The sequence below is a fragment of the Streptomyces sp. NPDC002156 genome, assembly GCF_053593675.1.
Genome location: NZ_JBSFDA010000017.1, coordinates 1 through 21,695, shown reverse-complemented (window position 1 = coordinate 21,695; position 21,695 = coordinate 1). Strand labels below are relative to the sequence as shown.

The 21,695-nt window shown below is 66.8% G+C and carries 22 protein-coding genes; 14 read left to right on the top strand and 8 right to left on the bottom strand.

Annotated elements, in window-relative coordinates:
* Nucleotides 1–191: 191 nt before the first annotated feature.
* The 12 genes from ACWCRB_RS10420 (at nt 192) to ACWCRB_RS10365 (ending at nt 10,615) form a co-directional block, all read left to right on the top strand.
* Nucleotides 192–908: a hypothetical protein gene (locus tag ACWCRB_RS10420; RefSeq protein ID WP_450995657.1), complete on the top strand. Its 717-nt coding sequence runs from the start codon at nt 192–194 to the stop codon at nt 906–908.
* 215 nt (nt 909–1,123) lie between these two features.
* On the top strand, nt 1,124–2,266 hold the full coding sequence (locus tag ACWCRB_RS10415) for an acyl-CoA dehydrogenase family protein (protein ID WP_450995717.1): 1,143 nt from the start codon (nt 1,124–1,126) through the stop codon (nt 2,264–2,266).
* A 237-nt stretch (nt 2,267–2,503) separates the two neighbouring features.
* The gene (locus ACWCRB_RS10410; protein WP_450995656.1) at nt 2,504–3,175 is read left to right on the top strand and encodes a hypothetical protein; all 672 of its coding nucleotides are present in this window, start codon (nt 2,504–2,506) and stop codon (nt 3,173–3,175) included.
* Nucleotides 3,166–4,257, top strand: coding sequence for a hypothetical protein (locus ACWCRB_RS10405; protein WP_450995655.1), 1,092 nt, complete (start codon nt 3,166–3,168; stop codon nt 4,255–4,257). The genes ACWCRB_RS10410 and ACWCRB_RS10405 overlap by 10 nt, the downstream gene beginning before the upstream one ends.
* Nucleotides 4,258–4,404: 147 nt before the next feature.
* Nucleotides 4,405–5,625 (top strand): hypothetical protein, encoded by a 1,221-nt coding sequence (locus ACWCRB_RS10400; RefSeq protein ID WP_450995654.1) that lies wholly within the window; start codon nt 4,405–4,407, stop codon nt 5,623–5,625.
* Between the two features lie 401 nt (nt 5,626–6,026).
* Nucleotides 6,027–6,335 (top strand): WXG100 family type VII secretion target, encoded by a 309-nt coding sequence (locus ACWCRB_RS10395; RefSeq protein ID WP_450995653.1) that lies wholly within the window; start codon nt 6,027–6,029, stop codon nt 6,333–6,335.
* Entirely contained in the window at nt 6,332–7,648 is a 1,317-nt protein-coding gene (locus ACWCRB_RS10390) for a hypothetical protein (protein WP_450995652.1), read from the top strand. The genes ACWCRB_RS10395 and ACWCRB_RS10390 overlap by 4 nt, the downstream gene beginning before the upstream one ends.
* Before the next feature lie 30 nt (nt 7,649–7,678).
* Nucleotides 7,679–8,059 (top strand): hypothetical protein, encoded by a 381-nt coding sequence (locus ACWCRB_RS10385; protein ID WP_450995651.1) that lies wholly within the window; start codon nt 7,679–7,681, stop codon nt 8,057–8,059.
* Entirely contained in the window at nt 8,052–8,687 is a 636-nt protein-coding gene (locus tag ACWCRB_RS10380; protein ID WP_450995650.1) for a hypothetical protein, read from the top strand. Before ACWCRB_RS10385 ends, ACWCRB_RS10380 begins: the two co-directional genes overlap by 8 nt.
* Nucleotides 8,684–9,277: a hypothetical protein gene (locus tag ACWCRB_RS10375; RefSeq protein WP_450995649.1), complete on the top strand. Its 594-nt coding sequence runs from the start codon at nt 8,684–8,686 to the stop codon at nt 9,275–9,277. Before ACWCRB_RS10380 ends, ACWCRB_RS10375 begins: the two co-directional genes overlap by 4 nt.
* Before the next feature lie 116 nt (nt 9,278–9,393).
* Entirely contained in the window at nt 9,394–9,984 is a 591-nt protein-coding gene (locus ACWCRB_RS10370) for a hypothetical protein (protein ID WP_450995648.1), read from the top strand.
* A gap of 16 nt (nt 9,985–10,000) precedes the next feature.
* Nucleotides 10,001–10,615 (top strand): hypothetical protein, encoded by a 615-nt coding sequence (locus ACWCRB_RS10365; protein WP_450995647.1) that lies wholly within the window; start codon nt 10,001–10,003, stop codon nt 10,613–10,615.
* 119 nt (nt 10,616–10,734) lie between these two features.
* Here the strand turns inward: ACWCRB_RS10365 and ACWCRB_RS10360 are convergent, their stop codons facing one another.
* The 7 genes from ACWCRB_RS10360 to ACWCRB_RS10330 all read right to left on the bottom strand — a co-directional run bounded on the left by ACWCRB_RS10360 (nt 10,735) and on the right by ACWCRB_RS10330 (nt 15,451).
* On the bottom strand, nt 10,735–11,412 hold the full coding sequence (locus ACWCRB_RS10360; RefSeq protein ID WP_450995646.1) for a hypothetical protein: 678 nt from the start codon (nt 11,410–11,412) through the stop codon (nt 10,735–10,737).
* 96 nt (nt 11,413–11,508) lie between these two features.
* Nucleotides 11,509–11,853 (bottom strand): hypothetical protein, encoded by a 345-nt coding sequence (locus ACWCRB_RS10355; protein WP_450995645.1) that lies wholly within the window; start codon nt 11,851–11,853, stop codon nt 11,509–11,511.
* Nucleotides 11,854–11,892: 39 nt separating this feature from the next.
* Nucleotides 11,893–12,462, bottom strand: coding sequence for a hypothetical protein (locus tag ACWCRB_RS10350; protein ID WP_450995644.1), 570 nt, complete (start codon nt 12,460–12,462; stop codon nt 11,893–11,895).
* 65 nt (nt 12,463–12,527) lie between these two features.
* Complete coding sequence (locus ACWCRB_RS10345) at nt 12,528–13,127, bottom strand: hypothetical protein (RefSeq protein ID WP_450995643.1); 600 nt, start codon at nt 13,125–13,127, stop codon at nt 12,528–12,530.
* A gap of 61 nt (nt 13,128–13,188) precedes the next feature.
* Nucleotides 13,189–13,821, bottom strand: a complete 633-nt coding sequence (locus tag ACWCRB_RS10340) for a hypothetical protein (RefSeq protein WP_450995642.1) — start codon at nt 13,819–13,821, stop codon at nt 13,189–13,191.
* Between the two features lie 29 nt (nt 13,822–13,850).
* Nucleotides 13,851–15,143 (bottom strand): putative T7SS-secreted protein, encoded by a 1,293-nt coding sequence (locus ACWCRB_RS10335; RefSeq protein WP_450995641.1) that lies wholly within the window; start codon nt 15,141–15,143, stop codon nt 13,851–13,853.
* Nucleotides 15,140–15,451 carry a type VII secretion target gene (locus ACWCRB_RS10330; protein ID WP_319211967.1) on the bottom strand — a complete coding sequence of 104 codons (312 nt, stop codon included), beginning with the start codon at nt 15,449–15,451 and terminating at the stop codon, nt 15,140–15,142. Before ACWCRB_RS10330 ends, ACWCRB_RS10335 begins: the two co-directional genes overlap by 4 nt.
* A 74-nt stretch (nt 15,452–15,525) precedes the next feature.
* On the opposite strand from ACWCRB_RS10330, the gene ACWCRB_RS10325 reads away from it, so the two are divergent.
* The gene (locus ACWCRB_RS10325) at nt 15,526–16,206 is read left to right on the top strand and encodes a hypothetical protein (RefSeq protein WP_450995640.1); all 681 of its coding nucleotides are present in this window, start codon (nt 15,526–15,528) and stop codon (nt 16,204–16,206) included.
* Between the two features lie 128 nt (nt 16,207–16,334).
* Here the strand turns inward: ACWCRB_RS10325 and ACWCRB_RS10320 are convergent, their stop codons facing one another.
* Nucleotides 16,335–16,634: a WXG100 family type VII secretion target gene (locus tag ACWCRB_RS10320; RefSeq protein WP_006380729.1), complete on the bottom strand. Its 300-nt coding sequence runs from the start codon at nt 16,632–16,634 to the stop codon at nt 16,335–16,337.
* 315 nt (nt 16,635–16,949) lie between these two features.
* Here ACWCRB_RS10320 and ACWCRB_RS10315 point away from each other — a divergent pair, with 315 nt between their 5' ends.
* On the top strand, nt 16,950–21,521 hold the full coding sequence (locus ACWCRB_RS10315; RefSeq protein ID WP_450995639.1) for an FtsK/SpoIIIE domain-containing protein: 4,572 nt from the start codon (nt 16,950–16,952) through the stop codon (nt 21,519–21,521).
* Nucleotides 21,522–21,695: the final 174 nt, after the last annotated feature.

Genomic DNA, 21,695 nt, shown 5'->3' with positions numbered 1-21,695 from the left:
TGTTGCCGACCCGACATTTGCACGCCACCCGGCCCCGGCCACCACGACCGCCGGTCGCCACGGCTCGGCCATGAGGCCTGCACGATTCGCTCACGCGACGCCCGGCCACCCCCGGAGCGACCGTGCCATGATCCTTGACCGCCCTCCCTCGGGAACGACACGTCAAGCAGAGAACCGCAGGAACATCCCCCATGAAGCGAACCGCACTGCCCCTTTCCCTCCTCTGCCTGGCGGCGGCGCTGACCGCCTGCTCAGGGGACGGTGAGGACGGCAAGGAAACCGCCGACAAACCGAAGGCGTCCGCCTCGGCCTCGCAGACCAAGCAGGCGGGCCCGGCGGAACGGGTCGCACAACTCCTGGTCACCAAGGCCGAGGCCGGTGGCTTCAGCATCACGGAGCCCGCCGCCAACGACGCCCTCGCCAAGTCCCAGTCCGCCCTGACCTCGGACAGCACGAACTGCGCCCCTCTGGCGTACGCGCTGAACGAGCTGCCCATCGGCACCCCGGAGGCCTCACTCGTACGGGTCACGAACTCGGACAAGGGCATGCTCACGTACATCACGCTCGCCACCTACGCCACCGGCAAGGCGGAAGCGGCGATGAAGGGGCTGACCACGGCGGCCGGCGCATGCGGCGGCGGCTTCACCGCGAAGTCGTCCGCCGGGGCCACGACGTACGACTCGGTGACCGTGGAGACGGCCCCCGCCGGCGGCGACGAATCCCTGGCCACGGCCACGACGTTCACGTACCGGGGTGCCACCCAGACCCTCCGCACCCAGACCTTCCGCTTCGGCGACACGATCGCCAACTACTTCACGCTGAACACCACCGCGTTCGTACAGGGAAGCCTGGGCAACGGAGTGATCCCGGCGGCCCTGGTGAAGGCACAGAACGCGAAACTCGCCTGATCCGGCACACCGGTCACGCCCCCTCCACGAACCACAACTCCTGCTACAGCAAGGCCTGTTGACAGCCAATCCGCGCCGCGCGACGGTGAAGACTTCGTCGCGCCCGGAGGTAAGCCATGGCTCCGCCAACAACCCGCCCTCCTCCCCTTCCCCCTCGCCCCGCAGAAGGCCCCGCAGAAGGCCTCGTAGACCGCCTACGGGCGCTACAGCCACTCATCCGCGAGCACGCACCCCGCACGGAGCAGGAGCGGCGGGTGACACCCGAGGTGGTCGCGGCCCTGACGGACGCCGGCGTCTACCGGATGAACGTCCCCCGGCGGTACGGCGGTTACCAGTCCCCGCTGCACACCCAGGTCGACGCCCTGACCGAGATAGCCGCCGCGTGCGGCTCGGCCGCCTTCATGGCCCTGATCCAGGTCGGCTGCGCGTACATCGCGGCGCTCTTCCCGGACGAGGCCCAGGACGAGATCTTCACCAGCCCCGACGTACGGGTCGGCGGCACCCTCATCCCGGACGCGACGGCGGTCGCGCGCCCCGACGGCAGTTACGTCGTGAACGGCACCTCGGCCTTCGCGACGGGCTGCCAGGACGCGGACTGGCACCTGCTGACGGTCCGAGTCGAGCCGGATTCCAGGGCGTCGTCCGAGACCCCACCCCGGCCTCCCACCCTCCTCTGGACCGCGATCCCCATGACCGACCTGGAGATCCTGGACGACTGGTACGTGTCGGGGCTGGCCGGCAGCGGCAGCAACAGCGTGGTCGCCCGAGAAGTCGTGGTCCCCGCGCACCGCGTCCTACCCGTCGGCCCCCTCCTGGACGGCACGATCGCGTCGAAGACCAACGCCGACGACCCCTTCTACGGCATGCCGGTACTGCTCCTCTTCTGCGCCTGGACACCCCCGAACGCCCTCGGCCTGGCCCGCTCGGCACTGACCGAGTTCACGGAACGCATCCATCGCCGGGGTATCACGTACACCTTCCACGAACGCCAGAGCGAGGCGACGGTCACTCACCTCCAGGCGGCCGAGGCGGCGATGAAGATCTCGTGCGCCGAACTCCTGACGGCCGACTTCGTAGCGAAGATCGAGTCAAGGGCAGCGACAGGGACGCCGTACACCCCGGAGGAACGAGCCAGGATCAGAGCCCAGAGCGGCTACACGACCCGCCTCTGCAAGGAGGCCGTGGACCTCCTCGCCTCCGCCTCCGGCGCGTCCTCCCTGCACCGCGAGGTCCCCATCCAGCGAACGGTCCGTGACATCCACGCCCTGAGCCTCCACTCGTTCGTGAACCCGACGACCAACCTGGAGCTGTACGGACGGGTGCTGTCGGGGCTGGACGCGGGAACGCCGTTCCTCTAGCCCGATACCCGATAGCTGCCGCGAAGACGGACGAAACACGCGACCCCGGACGCTGCCCACGGTCCGGGGCCAGGCGCATCTCCAGGTGGACACAATCAGGACACAGGACGCATGGAATTTGCACTAAAAGATTCACAAACACCCACCCTCTGAAGGAAGTCCTGCCTGGCAGGACCACAAGCCCCCCAGATACCGTCAGGGCTCTCAGCTGTATCGACATCTCACGGGGAGCCCACCTTGAAGCGCCGCTCTTTGCCCGTTGCTGCCGCGCTAACCGCGACCGCAGCCCTACTGCTGACGGCCTGCGGCGGCGGTGACGACAAGTCCACCGCCAACGACAAGATCGCCGGAGCTGACCAGGCGTCGGCTTTGCCGAAGGAGTCGGCGTCGCCCTCGGGAGCACCGGCGGAGGACAAGCCGGACGGGGTAGACGTGTCGCTGCCCAAGGACATCGATCTGGTCTTCGACTGGGACAAGCCGAAGGACAAGAACGAGGCGGCGGCGATGGATGACGCCGCGAATTACATCCGGGCCATCTACCAGGGCGTCGACAAGGGCACGACCAAGAGCGCAGCCGTCGCCGCCTACGCGAGCGGCGACGGTCTCAAGTACGCGAACACCCAGATCGACGCCTATATCGAAGGTGGCTGGACTGTCACCGGCACACGGCGCCACTACGACGCCACCACTCGGTCCGCCGCGAACGGCAAGTCGGTGGAAGTGGCGTTCTGCTCCGACTCGACCAAGTTCTACGGCAGGGAGATCAGGACCAGGAAGGTCCTCACGACCGACCCCAGCATCACAGACTTCAGCTACTTCAAAATCATCATGGTCAAGCACCCTACGGGTACCGACCTGTGGCAGGCGTCGAACGTGTACGTCGAGGAGAAGGCGGCGAAGTGCCAGTGAAGGCTTCACGTGGTCCACGCCTCGCCGCAGCAGCGCTGACGCTGGCTCTCAGCACCCTCACCCTCACCCTCACAGGATCCGCTTACGCGGGAACGGGTGTGGGCGACGGAAAGGGCGGCGACACGGAGCAGACGGGCGGCAGCGACGACACCGGCATCTACGCCGCCGCCAAGATCCAGTACTCCGGATCCGTCGCCAAGGGTGGCGCCACCGGCAACGTGACGTCGGCCGACGTCAACTGGACGCCCCCGCCCTGCTGGTACGCCCCGTACCTCGGCGCCAAGGACTTCAAAAAAGAAATGTCCGGGAGCCTCGACGAAGCCCTGAACAAGCCCGGCATGGGCGGCACCGCCAGCTCGGCGATCGGCGAGGTCCAGCGCCACTACGAGGACGACTACGGCTGGACCGACACCCCCGGCTACAAGGACTACAACGTCGACAAGGACGGCGAGGGAATGTTCTGGGCCGCTGTCGAGAACCCCAACGAGCCGGATGTCCTCAAGCGGACATCCTGCACGGACCTCCCCTTCTGGGTCGACAACGGCGAGGCCCCGCCGCCCCAGCACGAACAGGCCATCAGCCCGGAGATACTCGCGGGCCTCGCCTACCAGCACATGCAGCTCCCCGACACCAAGGTCACCCTCGCCCCGGCGGCCAACACCAAGGTGAACCTGCCGACTTGGGCCTGGCTGGACAAGGCCGTCTTCGACGAGGTCCAGGCGACGGCGGCCCTGAACGTCCCGGGCTTCAACATCCAGGCCACGACCACAGCCAAGCCGGTGTCCCTGAAGCTGGAACCGGGCACGACTGACGCCGAGACCTACCCGGCCTCCGGCGAGTGCGTCATCAACGCGGACGGCTCCATCGGCGAGCCCTACGCCCAGGGCAAGGCGAGCCAGACCCCACCGTGCGGGCTCAAGTACCTCCGCTCCTCGGGCGACGGAACGTACAACCTGCGGGCGACCATCACCTGGGACATCGCCTGGACCGGAACCGGCGGCGCGGGCGGCGACCTCCCGAACGGCACGTTCGGCAGTGAACAGGCGATCACTGTCCAGGAGATCCAGGCCGTCAACCGCTGAACGGACGGACAGACGCGGCCGGTTCGCCTTCCTGGAACCGGCCGCGGATTCCCTTCTGGGGCTGAACCGAGGCGCCACGCAATGAACTCACGCACCTCATCACCGCGAGCCGCATCGTCTCTGCCGAAGTCCCCCAGCGTTGCGGACATGTGGCCGGATCCCGCTTCCCGGTTGCGCGAGCAGGCGGACGCGCTCGGCGTGTTGATCCGTGAGGATCTTTCGCGGGGCCGCGCTCTCTTCTTCCTCCTGTGCGCCGGCGTGGTGACGCTCGTCGCCGGGGCGGTTCCCGCGATGGTGATCGATGCCGCCGCCTCTGACACCAGCGAGGCCACCGACATCGCGGTGGCGGCCGTACTGGGCGTGATCCTGATCATTGTCCTCGCGGTACCGGCCCTGCTCGTCCTGCGCTCATTGCGCCAGCGATCCACCCGACGCTTCGAGTTGCTGCGACAGTGGGCGGCCGTCGACCGAGGGCACGACTCGGAGTTCCCCGCGCGTTATGGCACGCAGGGTTATCCGCACGGGCGCTTCTTCTACGCGGGCATTGCGCTCGTACTCCTGGTCGTCCTCGCAGCGGCTGTCCTCGCCGGTCTGCCCGACCGGAATGCCTTCGCGACCCTGCCCGTCCTGATCGTCGCAGGGGTCTTCGTCTGGAGCCCGATCAGAAAGTACGCGGGACGGTACGGCTGGTCCGAGCGGGAGCGAGTGATCCGCGCTCGTGCGCACAGGCGGGAGCTGCATCGCACGCAGCTCACACAGGCACCATCGTCCGCTACCGAGTCGCCGGCGACTTTCCTGGGCAGCGTACGCATCCACCCCGCGCTGCTCTACGCGGCCGTCCTCAGCCCCGCCATCATCGTCACCCTCGTCTTCGTCGCCGTACGCCCCGAGAACGCCCTCGGCATTGCCCTTGCGGGCCTGGTGGCGCTGGCCGTCCTGGCGCTGGGACTGCCCAAGGTGGCTCTCACCCGCCGGCGTGAGCGAGCCGAACTCGACTCCGCCGCGAACTCCCTCACCGCAGCCTTCGCGGCAGGAGCCGTCGTGCACCCGGTGCGCTACGGCTTGGGCGAGCCGGAGGACCAGAACGCGACACCGACCGCAGCAGCCTGGGACGTCGGCCCCTCGCGCACGGGCGCCCTGGTAGTCGATACCGGGACCCTGCACCTTCGCGGAGTGGACGGAGCCGCGCTCGACCTGCCGGTCGCGGAGGTACAGGGGGCGGTCCTCGTCGCCAGCGGTGTCGCATGGCTGGCCCCCTCGGTGGACGTACTCCTTCACTCGGGAGAAGCCGTCGAGTTCAGGTCAACCGAGGTCAGAGCCATCGCGGACTCACTCGCCGGTGCCGGCGTGCAGGTGCTGACGTCATAACGGCGGCGTCGCCCCGAGGCGCCGCGATAGCGAATCGGAACTCACAGCAGCGCCAGCCCGAACGCGGCACACTCCAGCGCACCCGGTGGTCGTCGCCCGTTTGCGCACGATCACGATCAGGAAACAGAGCCCACCACCAAGCAACCCCTTTCATCCCGAATCACCCACGTTCTCAGGCAGGTTCGCACTGGCGAAACCTCCAGCCCCACCGCTACCGTCAGTGCTCTTGACTGAAACTTTGTCTCACGGGGAGCCCACCTTGAAGCACTGTTCTTTGCCCGTTGCTGCCGCGCCCGCCGAAACAGCACCACCACTGCCGTCTACCTGCGGTGCCGCCACCTCGCACCCCTCCTCCCATGCCTGATCTGAAGCTTCGACCTCGGAGGAGCTGAACGACTCGGATGGCAAACGACTCGGATCTCATCGTCAATGTCGACCTCCTCGTGGAGTCGGAAACCCGACTCAAGGGGATCCAAAAAGAGCTCACGAACCTCGACAACCGCAAAGACGACATGCGGCCGTACTGGGGCAGTGGTGAAGTAGCCGACGCCATGGGCAAGTTTGTGGACAACTGGGACGACTACCGGACAAAGATGTTGAAGAGCGTCGAGACGGTCGGCGAGCTGGTCAAGTCCACGATCGACGGGTTCACAGGAGCGGATGCCCAGCTTGCCAATGAGCTGCGGAAGGCCGGGAAGAAGAAAAAGTGAGTGCGACATCCAAGCCCCGCCCCCGCGACTGGCACCCGCTCGCGGACTCCGATCCCGTTCCCGGCGACCCGGAGGAGATCCGCGACGAGGTGAAGCACATGGTCGGCGTCGCGGAAAACCTCCGCGCACAGGCCAAGCTGCTTCGGGAGATCAAGAACGACAACGAGCTCAAGGGAAAGTACGCCAGCAAGCTTCGCGAGGGATCGGAAGTACTCGAGAAGCACATGCGCGAGCTAGCCGGACGCTACGAGCGCGTGCACGGGCATCTGGCCAACTGGGCGAACGAACTCGAGGACTTCCAGACCGAGGCCGACAAGGTCCTGGCAAACGCGAAGAGGGAGCAGGAAGAACTCGACGCCGAGAAGGCCAAGAAGGGGTCCGACGGAAAGGACGCAAAGAAGACCTCCGGAAGCGAGGCAGGAGAAGATCCCCTGCAGAGGTTCCGGAATCAGCTCGATCGCATCAAGGGTGATCGCGATGACCGCGCAGGGCACTATGCGGGCAAGATTCGCGATCAGTTGGACGATGTCATCGAAGACAGCTGGTGGGACGATGCCAAGGGGTGGATCCACGACAATATCGAAGCCATCAAGTGGGTGCTCGATTTTATGGGTTGGGCTGCCACGGTCGCCGGCTTCATCGCTCTCTTCGTGCCCGGACTCAACCTCTTTGTCCTCGGTATCGGCATCTTCATCGCCGCCTCCAGATTCATCATGTATTTGGCAGGCGAGGCGAGCCTCGCAGAGGTCTTCATCGACTGCATCGGCCTCGTCACCTTCGGCGCCGGTCTCGGGATGCTGTCGAAGCTGAAGAACGCGAACAAGCTCGTCAAGGTCGCATCGAGCGCCCAGCGCACGAACCGCCTCAAAGACGCGGTACGCGCGAACAAAGCAGTTCGGGAAGGCATCCAGCGAGCAATTGCCGAGACTTCTGACGACGGCCTGAAAGAGTTCGGCCGTCAGACGGTCAACCGGATGCGGCGCGAGATCCTGGACAACGCCGGCCGAGTGTCCGACGAGGCCGCGACGCCTCTCAATCGCCTTGAACGTCTGGGACTTGGCGACTCCGACGCACGTGCGTTGGTTGAGAACATTCGCCGTAACGCCGACACCTTCCCCGATGCCGCGAGCGCCATCGGCAAGTCGGAGAACTACTATCGAGTGGCGGTCGGCGCGGCCAGCTTCGGTGCCGCGGCGGACGCCACCGACAAGGCACTCGGCCAGAGTCCCGTGCTTCCGGACAAGCCCTTCTACGCGCCGTACGAAGACGGCAAGGGCGAACTCTGGAAGCTCCCCGAAGACACGCACTGGTAGCGAGCCCACCGGAAGAGACAGCCGCAACCCATGAACTCAAACGCATCAACCGGATTCCTGGAACGCCTCGGTGGTGGAGTGATCGCCGTCGCCAAGCTGTGCATCATCGGCGGCCTGGCATCCATCGTCATCGTCGCCATGGCGGCCAGGCTCTCGGACCCCGCGAAGGAATCCCTCTACTGGCTCCAGCGGGGCATCGTGTCCGTAGCGATCCTCACGCTGCTGTGGATCTTCATCCGTCATCCACGGCACTCCGACCGCCCGGAAGGCCTGACGCAGCCCTTGGCACTGTCGGTCGTCCTCACCCTCGCCGCTTTGGCCACCGGCTTCTGGCCAGGCGTCTTCGCAGCGCTGGTGACCCCGCTCCTCGTGCTGGGAGCCTGGCTGACGGGGAGGTCGAGCCATGCCTGAACTGGATGAACGGAGCAGTTCGACGGCGGTCGGATACAACCTCGTTCCGCCGCCCGGCTGGGATCACATCCCGCTCCGGAGCGACTCCACGAACGACGCGATCCTCAAGATCATCGACCGCTCGATCAAGAATCTCCCCCAGGATCTGCCGAAGGACGACATCAGCAAGGCCCGCATGGAGTTGTTCAAGCAGCTCAAGCTTGTCGCCCAGCAGGCCGCCAAGGCGAATGGCCTGATGCTGTATCTGCCGGTGGAACGCATCTACGGCACCTACGTACCGGCATCGTTCGTCATCTCCGCGCCGATCGCGGGTGCAGGAGCTGGTGTCGACGCCGACCAGGTGTTGAACCTCCTCGCCGCCGACCGTGGTGACAACGAATCCGTCGACGTCGACGGTTCAGAAGGCAAGCGGATCGAGCGGATCGTGCCGCCTCCGGACGACTCCGAGGTGCAATATCCCTCGCGGCGCGTGGAGTACGTTCTGCCGATTCCCGGCAACCCCACGCCCGGGTGGCTGACCATCGCCTTCAGTACCGTTGGCGACGGGAATCCGGAGAGCGAGTTCTCGGAGGCTCTCGTGGACGTCTTCGATGCCGTGATGACGACCTTCCGCTGGAGCTACGCATGATCTTCTTCGAGACCGAGGCCGACCCCACCGAGTGGTTCTTCATGCCGTTGCACTGGACGGAACTCGACCAGGACAAGATCGAGGACTGGTCGGAGACCTGTGCCGAGATCATGTTCCGAAAACACAAGAAGTGGTGGAACAGCCCGAACAAGAAGGCACTCACGGCTCGTTTCCGACAACTCCTTGAGGCGCATCCGCATCCGGCCATTCCGGCGGATCAGGTCTTTCTCTACGGGGGCGACCCGCGCCGCATCCCCCAGCCTTTCTACGCGCTGGCCGCCCAGCCCAGCGGCGAGGACCACCATTCAGGTCTCCTCAAACTCGTCCAGGCGGACGAGGAGAACCCTGCCCGCCCGCCGGACTTCGACACCTTCCACTCTGATCGTCTGGGCGAAGGCGTCCGTTGCCTGCGGTATTTCGGTGACGGAGATCAGCTGAGCGTGTCGCTCAACTACGGTTGGTGGCTGGAAGACCTCCAGCTCTACGCGTCCCTGCGCACCGTGACGAGCGACATCGGCTGGCTCACGTCCCTCATCGACGTCTGGGACGAATTCGCCGGCACGGTCTGGCTCGACCCGAACCCTGAGTGAGTGCAGCCGAATGTGGAGAAGGGCGTCGAGGTGCCGCCCTTTGGCGGGTGCGGTACACCGTGCCGATCCCGCACACCGTTCCCCGCCCAGTGGCTGACATTCCGTTGGAGCTACACATGATGATCGTCGAGACCCACTCCGATCCGGCCCTCTGGTTCCACATGCCGCTGGGCGTCACCAAGTTGGAGTTCGCGCAGTGGCTGGACCTCCAACTCAACGCGAGCGCACTGCTCCACCGGCGCAAACTCACCTGGCGTGAGAAGCGGCAGATGAAGAAGTTCCTTGAGGGCTCGGCCGCGATGCTGCACGACCGCGTGGGCGCCGACCAGGCATTCGTCTTCGGCCCAATGCCACCTCAGGCCGCTCCGCTGGTCTTCTTCACCAAACAGTTCGCCTGCGACGAGGAGCACAGCCCGCTACACCTGAGCATGCTGGCCGAGCCCGACCCGACCGGCGCCATCGCCGGCGACCGCGTGGAGACAGTCCCCTTCGTCTCGCCGCACTTCGGCGAAGGCCTGCGCTGCCTGCGCAGTTGGACCGGCCCGGATGGCGCGCTCATGCTCTCAGTGACCTACGCCTGGAACGACCCGGCCCACAACATCGACCTGGTCCTCAAAGGCCACTACGACGACCCCACGCTCCTTGAAGCCTCCTTCGACGCCATCGACGACTTCGCCCGGAGTATCCGAATCAACAAGCAGGTGTGACCGTGTGGAGGCGGGGATGAGCGAATTCTGGCCGATCATCGACATCGAGCACGTCGATGCCTATCCGTGGGTCATTCTTCCGCCGCGCGGCGGGCCCTTGGCGCCGATGGAAGAGTGGGACGACATCCAGGCGTGGTGCCACGAAGCAGCCGAGGACTTGTGGCTGGACCGCGAGCTCGACCCCGGTCCCAACGGCGTGGACTTCGTCGCCACCACCCTCACCCGCTGCGCCGAATCCTTCTGCCCACCCGACTCGGAGCACTGGCTCTTCCTCCACCTCGACCACCCCACCGACCTCCCGATCCCGGTCTGCGTGGCCATCGGGCCGGCGCAGCGCCCCCGCGAGGAGACTCTTCGGGCGCTGACCCTGGCGGACGACCCGGATGCCGTCGAGCCTCCGGTCGTCAAGCCCTTCAAGGCGGAGCGGCTGGGGGAAGGCCTGACGACCTTCCGGTATGTCCCCCAGGAGGACTCGCCGCATCTGCTCGCCTGCGTGCGTTATGCGTGGCAGGTCGAGGAGCACGGGGCCGACGTCGTGATGTGGACGGCGATCGAGGACATCCCGCGCCTCATGAGTGCCTCCGAGGACTTGGAGAACCTCGCGCACTCCCTGGCGATCTGGATTCCCTGAACTGAGAGAACGCGCGTCGGTAGGGCGCGGTCAGGCGGACGTGTGTGAAGGTCCGGCCTGAGTTACCCGCCGCTCCGCCCGACGTCTCGCACGCGCCGCCATCACCCGCGCGAAGCGCGTCACTCCCGCTCACCCGTGGCGTCGTACTCCCGGTCCCATCGGCTCTGCCGTACGCCACCCCACGTACCCATCACCACGGCCGCCACGATGAGATAGACGAGCAGCATCCCGTACGAGGTCGTGTCCACGTCCTCGACCGGGCTCGCGACGCCCTCGGGGTCGTACCGGACGGGCAGGGTGTCCCCCTCCGACACCCACTCTGCGCAGCCGTCTCCCTCCGACAGCGAGGGCGAGATCTCACGCCCGCCGGACGCCCGCATCGTGCACTGGTCGGTCTTGCGCTCGTCCTTGTGCACGACCACGGCCTCGGTCCACCGGCCGCGGTCCGCCAGAGCGGCCTGATCGCCCGCCTGTTTGCCGAGCACGCCCAATACCACCCCCGCGACAACAGGCACGAGGAACTGCCACGCGACCTTTCGCCGCTTGCGCGGAACCCTGCGCAGCCAGAGCACGGGGACCAGGACCGTCGCCAACGGCAGCAGGAGCCAGGCAAGCAATAGAGCCACGCCGCCGAACAGCTTCGGCAGAGGCACCACCGGGACGAGCCAGGCCAGTCCTGCGGAGCCGCCGGCGCAAGCAAGGCTGCAGAGCGACCAGCGGATCATCGCGATCCGCCGCCAGGAACCCTCATCCACAGACCCTGGCTGTACGTCGGCCCGGGACGCGTTCGCCGCCATGTTCTTCCCCGCACTCGGACCGGTCCTTCGCCGGTCATCGCGCCAGCCTGTCACGCCACCGGCGCCTTCTCGTCCGAGCAGCGGCAGGCGGTGGGTTCAGAACGCCACCGACAGCGTCTTCACCATTCCGGCCGCGGCCTCCTCCATGTCGTCGGCGATTCCCGGCACGGTCCAGGACATGAGGAAGACCACCGCACTATCGGCACCTGTCGGCAGCACTCCGTACGTGAGTGTCTCCAGCAGGACGCCCAGGCTGCAGGGTGAGGCTCCATCCGAAGCGAAGCCCTGCCGGATTCGGACCGCGGGCCCGGTGGGCAATTCCGTACGGGTGATCAGCGGGGGCCCGAAGTCGTGGGCGCCGAAGGTCTCGGTCAGCCAGTCCAGGGTGTTCCGGGGCACCGACACATCGGGATGGATGAGGTCGATCTCCAGGGTCCCCAACGCGTTGTCAAAGCCATCGGGGTACTGATTTCCAGCCCCTCACACCACCCACGTCAGTGACCCCGCAATGGCATCGCACAACCGCTCCATCGGGCCGACCATCCCAGTGACCGGCGCCGAGAAGGAAAGCGTCAAGTAGCCGACCCCGCCCGGCATACAGACATGGACGTTCAGTGTTGTGGCGCCGAGGACCCGTACGGCAGGGCCCGCCGGGAGATCGACCACCGACACCTGGTCCCGTGCGCGGCCTTCGGGGCGGCGCATGTCGAGCCATGCCGCGTACTTCCGCGGATCGGCCGGCGTCTCGCCCAGCGGCATCAATGACACCAGGAGTGACGCGGGCATGCTGCCGTCCTGGGAGGTCGTCAGCAGGAAGAACTCCATTGCGCCGCGCGCCCGGCCGGCTTCCGCGGTGTTGCGGAGTGTGGTCCATACGTTCCGTGTGAGCTCTGCGGAGACATGTCGGCCCTCCGCCTGATGGTCCACGAAGGTCTTGAGTTGACCACGCCAGCGGTCCTGCGTGAGGTCGATGCGGAACCACTCCCGCGGAACCAGCAGCCGGTAGTCCCGGGGAAGGCCCACCGGTGCGTCCCCCGAGGGACTACTCACCGGTGGCGAGGAATCCTTCGAGGAACTACTCACCGAGGTCGAGGCATCGGCCTCCGGTGACTCCTTCACCCCGGCATCACCAGCATGGCTCCCTGGTCGTCGAAGAAGCGCACGCTCTTCACGATGCCGGCGAACATGGCGGAGAAGACGTCCCAGCCTTCGATCGTCGGCGTTCCCATCTCCAGCACCAACGCGGTCCCGTTGTCCAGGGGAACCTGGACCTGTATGAAGGAGGTCCATATCGGCTCGTTCTGGCCCGACTCCGTCAGGCTGCCGTCAACGTCGGCGGACCGGTTGCCGACACACGTCACCGCTGGCCCGCAGGGGAGCTGCACTTCGCCGATCTGGCCGAGCCCCAGGTGCCGCATCGTGGATGCTATGAAACCCGCGGGATTGCTGCCGGCCCGCTCATCCAGGTCCATGAGGCTGACGTTCACCGTGGCCGTGCAGCGGACACCGTCGACTTCCGTCGTGACGAAGCCGGCGTACTGCACACCCGCCTCTACGAAGTCGTCGTAGTTCGCCGCGCACATCGCAGCCCACTGCAGCTGCACCTCCTCATCGGCACCGGGCAGTGTCCGCTTGGCCAACTCGACCAGTTGGTCCGCGAGTTCGTCCAGGTCGTCCGCCTCGAAGGGCAGCTCGAAGAAACCCTCCTCGGGCATGATCCACCGAACTTCCACGCCGCCATTACCCGCGAGGCTGCGTCGGGCTTCGTCTACGGTGTCAGCGGTCGTCATCCGAACCTTCACTCCCAGAACGTCCAGAGCTTTCAGAGCCCTCCGGCTGTCCGAGGTCGTCCGCCTCGGGATGGAATTTCGCCGCGAAGGGATAAGGGCCGTAGTGCGGGTAGTGCGCCGGGACGTCGGCGCCTCTGCGTCGGGCGATGTGCGCGATCTCCCGGTAACTGCGCGCACGGGCCCGCAGGTTCTGCCGGACCGGATCGCCCCAGACCGACAGCGCGCTTCGTACGAAGAAGAGGAACTGAACTCCTACGACGGCCGCCGCGACCGCGAGAAAGACCGTGCGGGCGGCGGAATTTTCCCAGTACTGCGCCACTCCGCCCCAGTAGACCGTGGCCCCGGAGCCGACGAGCGCCAAAGGCACTCCGTGCACGAGACCCGCCTTGAACATGTCCTCTTCGTCGGAGTGCCGTCGATGCAGCAGTGCGAGCACCGCCTGGTCGTCGAGGAAGTCGAACCGAAGCTCCCGGCGGGCCTTCTCCGCGGCCTGTTTCGCCTCGGGGACAGCGGAGATCACCGAGCCACTGACCAAGGTGACGACCTCGCCGCCCCGGCGTCCGATGAACTCCCATTCGCCGAAATCACTGCTGCCGCTCGTGTCGCTTGTGTCACTCATATCGCTGGTGGGCACCTGCCTTCCTTCTTCTAGGCAGCCAGGGCCGCGGTGAACGGCTTCGGCGAGACAGTCGGGGCAGGCGGGGGTGAAGGTGCCGGCGCAGGAACGGGAGTCGGGCCGGGAACGGAGGTCGGGGTGGGCCTGGGTGAAGGTGCCGGTGTGGGAACGGGAGTCCCAGTGGGTGCGGGGTTCCTGGGCGGCTCCTGGTAGCCGGTCCTCTCACCGTTCTCACCGGTGAACATCCTGTGCAGGGCGCTCCCGAGCCCCGCCCCCTTGATCACGCCGGTGATCTTCCTGCCCTCGATCGCCGCATTGCGCGCCGTCCTGCCCAGCACCTTGTTGACCAGCTTGACGCTTACCCCGTTCAGGAAGTTGTGCCCGACACCGTCGAGTGCGGCCAAGCCGCTGACCCTGAACTTCGACAGCCCCTTGAGACCCTTGAGTGCCTTGAACCCCTTCAGCGCGCCGAGCCCGGGCAGCACTCCCAGCGCGTCGGCGCCCAGCTTCAGCCAGTCGACCTTCCCGCCGCGCGCCGTCATGTCGTACGCATGGCCGGCGAGTGCGGCCGCACTCGCCAGCACGGCGAGGGTCGCGAAAATGGGAACCAGGAACTGAAGTGGCGGGACAAACGCACAGATCACCGCGAGCACGGACAGCACGGCCGAGATGTTCGACAACATGTCCGCCCAGTCCGCCAGGAAGTTCATGAAACCGCCCGGGTCCCGGACCGCGTCGTGGTGCACGACGTTCCTGATATGACGAGCGGCCTTGTCCCCCGCATCGTCATAGATCTCCCGGGCTTCCTTCACCGCTTTTCGGGAACCGCCGATGCGGTGAAGAGCGTCGTCGCGCTTCTTCTCCCAGCGCTCGTACTCGTCCTTCTCCGCCGGGGGAATGTTGAGAGTCGGGTACTTGGCGACGTACTTCTGCACCTCGCGGTCCGCGAGGTCGTGGTCGGTCTTGGCGTCGAGATAATCGCTCAGCGCCTTGTCCGCCTTCCGCTGCGCCCGACGCATTTCGCTGGCGAACTCGTCCGAGCTCCCCTCGCGTACGTCCTCCCCGACGGCCTTGGCGGCCTCGTCGTAGCGCTCGAAGGACTTCTTCAGCTTGTCCGCCGTGTCGCCGGCTATCTCATGGAAGCCCTTCCCTGCTTCGCTGTCCCAACCCTCCACGGAAGCAAGTGCCTTGATGACCCGGGACTGTTCCTCGATCATCTCGGCCATCTTGCGCAACTTGCGCCCCAGTTCGGCCACTTCTTCGGGGTCACCCGGCGTCGGGTCGTCATGCCACAGTGGCGGCCAGTCGGCATCCGTCCTGCTCACTTCTTCCCCTTACCCTGCGCCTTGGCGTCCCGGATGGCCTCTGCCAGCTTGTGGTCGACTTCCTCGTACGCCTTGGCGGCGGTGGAGGTGAACTCGGCCAGCTGCTCAAGTTCCTTCATCAGTTTCTTTCGGGTCTTCTTCCAGGTGTCCCCGAATTCCGAGAAGGCATCTTTCAGCCCGCCATGTCCCACAGCCTGGCCATACTCGTCCGCGGGATTACCGTTCCGCTCGAACTCATCATGGATCTTGCCCAGGTCACGTGAACATTTCTTGATGGCGGCAAGATCCGCCTTGATATGGTCCCCCATGAGTGTTAACTCCCAGTAGTTGATACGCTCTCGCCGGACCGATTCCGTTCCGCATCGGCAAGGAGAGTCCCGACGTGACATCCAGAGGCAAGCAGCGCCTGATAACGGACCGCCTCGGCATCCACGCCGAAGCCGGCGAATGGTGCTGGATCGAGAAGATCCCGCAGCCGCCGGCGGACGTGCTCCAGGCCGCGGGCAACCCTCGGCTCCGTCCTGCCAGGCTGCCCCCGTTGGGCATGGTCGGGGCGGTGCTCGGGGCGCCGTTCATGCCGCTCATCATGCTGTTGAGCCTTCTGTCCGATGCGGAGCAAGCCGTCGAGCGCTCCCTCGGTTCGAAGGAGGAGAAGGAACGCTGGCAGGCCAAGAAGGCGGAGGACAAGCGCCGGGACGCCGCCATCGTCCAACAAGGCCTCGACAAGGTCTTCGACGGGAACTGGGGCGCCAACGCCGGGCAGTTCCTGCTGCGTTGGTACAGCCACTCCACCCACCACCAGCGACTGCTGCTCGCCACCGAGGACGGGATCGTCCTGGCGGCACCACCGAAGCGGGTCAGCGTGGGGCGGGAGAAGCACATGCAGATCGTCGCCCGCATCCCCGCCGCCGAAGCGACCCTCGTCGACCCGTTCTCCGGGGAGTTCGAGACGAGGGTGCTGCTGATCCGGTTCCGTGACGGATCCTGGCTGCGAGTCGATACGGAGGAGCTCCGCAGCGAGCTTCACATGCACGTGCTCCGCCAGCCTCTCCCCGACAACTGACGGGGACAGCACGGCTACCGGGCGCGCCCGCCCGGTGCGTACAGCATCCGCTGCCGCACCAAGCGGGCGCCTCGCAGGCCCTGCCCCTGAACAGCGCCTCTGAACAGCGCCGCCGAACTGCGCCTCGGCTACTTCTTCGCCGACTTCGCCAGTTCCTCGTCGATCTGCTCGAACTTGTCCGCGGCCATGGTCAGGTAGTCGCCCATGCCGTCCAGACCGTCCAGCGTGTCCTTGGCGCCGCGCGTGAACTCCTCGAAGTTCTCGTCGAAGGCCTTCGACGAGCTCTTCGTGACGTAGCCGGACTCGACCAGGTTCGCGATGTACTTGCGCAGGCCGTCCAGCTTCTCCTGGAGCTTTTCCTTCTCCTTCACGACATGCTTGGCAGCATCCCGCATGTCCTGATATGTGACATCAAGGTCCTTGGCCATGAAGCCGCTCCCTCGTGAAAGTGCCGCAGGGCCAACCCCCGTGGCTTCCCTGTTCCAACGTTCCGACCGACTGACCACACACATACAGAACCGGTGTGATCGTCCGTTCTTGAGGCAGCAGCTTACGGGTGTGGCACGAGTGGAGACATCTCGGTTCTGGAACAAGACTGTTCAACACCGTTCCGTCACCGATTCACCATAGGGAAGAGCCCAGTCCCTACCCGTTGCCCTTCTGTCATACCGAGCGGATATCGTCACTCCCTACGGTGGCCGGCGATGCGGAAGCGGCCACGGGGGCCGTTGGGGAGGACAACCGTGCGCCTGACTCTGACCGTCGTCGATCCGTTCGGCGGGGGTACCGCCGACGTCGTGCTCGACGCGGATCCCGAGTCCACCGTCGGGGACATCGCACAGGAACTGGCCAAACAGGTCGGCCACAGCGGTGCCCAGATCATTCCGCTCGGGCATCACGGACAGGTGCCCGCCAACAACTCCCCCCTTGTGTACGTGGACGGGTACGCCGTCGATCCGGCCGCCAATGTCCTCGGGTCGCCGCTGCGCGAAGGTGCCGTCGTCAGCCTTCAGGATCCGGCCGGATGTCTGCCGGGGGAGCCGACCGGGCTCGTCGAACTGCGGGTCGTCGGCGGGCCCGTCGCCGGGTTCGTGCACCGGCTGGGGGTCGGGCGGTACGACATCGGCAGCGGGCCTGCCGCGTACATCAGGATCGACGATCCCGAGGTCGCCGCCCGCGCCCTCACGTTGTCAGTTGCAACCGATGGCACCTGCTCAGTCGCCGTGCACGGGGAGAAGGAAAGCGTCACTCTCGACGGTAAGGCGATCGCCGACATCGAGGGGGACTCCTGGCCCCTCGGCGGCCAGATCGCCATCGGGAACTCCCTCGTCGAACTCGCCCGCTACACCCCGCCCAACGCCGCCCTCAAGTGGTCCGAGGACGGCGTCGGCCTCGACTACAACCGGCCGCCCCGCCTTCGCTCCCCCGACCGCCAGACCAAGTTCCGGCTGCCGTCGCCGCCGCGCGACTTCGAGGCCCGGCCGCTGCCCTGGCTGATGGCGCTGACGCCGCTCGTCGGGGCGATCGTGGCCGTGGCCATCTTCGGGCGCTGGTATTACCTGATCATGGCCGGCCTCAGCCCGATCATGCTCTTCGCCAACTACTTCATGGACAAGAAGCACGGGCGCAAGTCCCATGCCAAGCAGGTCAAGGAGTACAAGGAGCAGAAGGAGCGGATCGAGAAGGACGCCCAGGACGCCCTGGTGGCCGAAAGGCAGGATCGGCGGCATGCCATTCCCGACCCGGCCACCGTCCTCTCCCTCGGCACCGGGCCCCGTACGCGCCTGTGGGAGCGGCGGCGTACCGATCGCGACCATCTGCTGCTGCGGGTCGGCACCGGGCAGATGCCGTCCGAGGTCGTGCTCGACGACCCGGAGCAGGACGAGCACCGGCGTCAGGTGACCTGGAAGATCGAGGACGCGCCGGTTGCGCTGTCGCTGCGGTCACTGGGTGTTATTGGTATGGCGGGCCCCGGGGATTCGGCGCGCGCTCTCGGGCGGTGGGCCATCGCCCAGACCGCCGCCCTCCAAAGCCCCATGGACGTCCAGTTCTATGTGCTGAGCGAGAGTACGGCGCAGGAGAGCTGGGACTGGGTCCGCTGGCTGCCGCACACCAGGCCGTCCGGCGGGCAGGACGTCAACGTCCTCATCGGCACGGATGCCGAAACCGTCGGCGCGCGCATCGGCGAACTGACGCAGATCCTCGACGCGCGCAAGAAGGCCCTGGAGCAGAACAAGGGACAGCGGGCGTCGTTCAGCGACCCGGACATTGTCGTGGTGTGGGACGGGTCGCGGCGGCTGCGGTCGCTGCCGGGTGTGGTGAAGCTGCTGCGCGAGGGGCCGGACGTGGCGATGTACGCCCTCTGCCTCGACGCCGAAGAGCGGTTCCTGCCCGGTGAGTGCCAGGCCTTCGTCGTGGCGGAGCCCAAGCCCGAGGAGCACGCCGATCAGGCGTACCAGCCCCAGGGGCAGGCTCAGCCGCAGGTCGCGGGCGGGTTCCCCTCCTTCCACGCCTGGCACAACACCGGCAGCGAGCCCGATCAGCGCGCCCGGGCCGACAAGCTGCGGCTGCGCGTCGAGGAGGAGAGCGCGGAGCGACTGGCCGACGTACGGCCCGACTTCGTCTCCGCCGCCTGGTGTCTGCGCCTGGCCCGGTCCCTGTCCGCGCTGCGCGACATCAGCGGCGAGACCGAGGACTCGGCGCTGCCCGGGTCGAGTCGGCTGCTCGACGTGCTTCAGCTGGAGCCGCCGACGCCCGACGCGATCTCCGCGCGCTGGCGGATGGGCGGGCAGTCGACGATGGCGGTCATCGGGGAGTCGTACGACGGGCCCTTCGGCATCGACATCCGAAAAGACGGGCCGCACGGGCTCATCGCCGGTACGACCGGTTCGGGTAAGTCGGAGCTGCTGCAGACCATCGTGGCCGCGCTGGCCGTCGCCAACACCCCCGAGAACATGACGTTCGTGCTCGTGGACTACAAGGGTGGCGCCGCTTTCAAGGACTGTGTGCATCTCCCGCACACCGTCGGCATGGTGACCGACCTCGACGCCCACCTCGTCGAGCGCGCCCTGGAATCGCTGGGCGCCGAGCTGCACCGCCGCGAGCACATCCTGGCCGCAGCCGACGCCAAGGACATCGAGGATTACCAGGATCTCGTGCGTCGGGATCCGTCGTCCCACGCTCCCGTCCCCCGACTCCTCATCGTCATCGACGAGTTCGCGTCCATGGTGCGTGACCTGCCCGACTTCGTCACGGGACTCGTCAACATCGCCCAGCGAGGCCGTTCCCTCGGCATTCACCTGCTGCTGGCCACCCAGCGGCCGTCGGGTGTCGTGTCCCCGGAAATCCGCGCGAACACCAACCTCCGTATCGCGCTACGGGTGACGGACGGCGGTGAGTCGTCGGACGTCATCGACTCCCCCGAAGCCGGGCACATCTCCAAGAACACCCCCGGTCGCGCGTACGTCCGACTCGGCCACGCCTCCCTCGTCCCGTTCCAGTCCGGACGCGTCGGCGGACGCCGCCCCGGAGCGGCGGACCCGGCAGTGCTCATGCCCTGGTCGGGGCCGCTGGCCTGGGAGGATCTGGGTCGGGCCGCGCTGAAGAAGCCCAAGGTCGAGGCGCGGGAGGAAGAGGAGATCACCGACCTCAAGGTGCTCGTCGACGCCGTACGCGACGCCAACCGGTCGCTCGGTATCCCGCCCCAGCACAGCCCCTGGCTGCCCGCGCTCTCCGAGACGCTGCTGCTCGACGAGATCGAGGTCCCGGCCTTCGCCGACCACGGCACGGGCAAGCTCGCGCCCGTCCCGTACGGCATCGAGGACCTGCCGGCCGCCCAGGCGCGCCGCCCGGTCGTCGTCGACTTCTCCACCTTCGGCCATCTGATGATCGGCGGCGCCCCGCGCAGCGGCCGCTCACAGATCCTCCGTACGATCGCGGCTTCCCTGGCCCGCACCCACTCCACGGCCGACGTCCACCTGTACGGGATCGACTGCGGCAACGGCGCGCTCAACGCGCTGAGCCGGCTGCCGCACTGCGGTGCCGTGGTCAGCCGTAACCAGACCGAGCGCGTGATCCGGCTGGTCAACCGGCTCAAGGGTGAAATGGCGCGCCGCCAGGACCTGTTGGCGGAGAAGGGCTTCGCGGACATCGGCGAGCAGCGGGCCGCGTCGGCGGAGCAGGAGCGCCTGCCGCACATCGTGGTGTTGCTGGACCGGTGGGAGGGCTGGGTGCCCACGCTCGGCGAGGTCGACCACGGGTCGCTGACCGACGAGTTGACGACGATGATGCGTGAGGGTGCGAGCGTAGGTATCCACCTGGTCCTGACCGGTGACCGCACACTGCTCGTCGGCCGGATCGCGACTCTCACCGAGGACAAGTACGGGCTGCGGCTCGCCGACCGCAGCGACTTCTCGACGCTCGGTATCCCGCACCGCAAGGTTCCGGAGGAGATTCCGCCGGGCCGTGGCTACAAGAACGAGTCCGGTATCGAGACCCAGTTCGCGTTGCTGTCGGAGGACACGACGGGGCAGGGCCAGGCGGCGGCGATCACAGCAATCGGCGAGGCGGCTGCGACCCGGGACGCCCAAGTCCCGCGCTCCCGGCGCCCGTTCCGCGTCGACAGCCTGCCGTCGCGGATCTCGTTCGCGGACGCGTGGGGCATGCGCGACCCGGAGACGTCAGGCTCCCGCCTGTGGGGCCTCGTGGGCATCGGCGGCGACGACATCACGGGCTTCGGGCCCGATCTCGCGGCGGGCGTGCCTACGTTCGTCATCGCGGGTCCGGCGAAGTCGGGCCGCTCGACGGTGCTGATGAACTTCGCGCAGTCGTATCTGTCGCAGGGTGTACGTCTGGTCATCGCTGCGCCGCGTCAGTCGCCGCTCCGTCAACTGGACGGTACGGATGGCGTGTTGAAGATGTACACCGGCGACGACATCGACGAGGACGACTTCGAGGAGATCATCGACCAGGCGTCGCTGGAGGAGCCGATCGTGGTCCTCATCGACGACGGGGAGATCCTGGAGGACTGCGACGCGGCGAGCCAGATGAAGAAGATCGTGTCGCGCGGCGCGGAGCGGGGTCTTGGGCTGGTCATTGCTGGTGACGAGGAGGACGTCTGCAGCGGGTTCAGTGGCTGGCAGGTCGATGCGAAGAAGGGGCGGCGGGGGATTCTGCTGTCTCCGCAGGAGTCGTCGAGCGGGGATCTGATCGGGTTGCGCATCAACCGGAGCATGGTGGGTGGGCAGGTCGCGCCGGGCAAGGGGATGTTGCATCTGGGGGATGGGGAGTTGCGTACGGTTGTCATCCCTGGGTGAGGTGCGGGTGCGGGCGGTAAGGGTTTTCGCCCCCGCCGCCCCTACCCGTCCCATCCTTCTGGGGGCTGCGCCCCCAGACCCCCCTTTCGGCCTGAACGGGCCTTGTCCTCAAACGCCGGACGGGCTGGGGGTGGCCCTCGTCCTCGAACGCGGGCCGGGGTTGGTCTTTTAGCC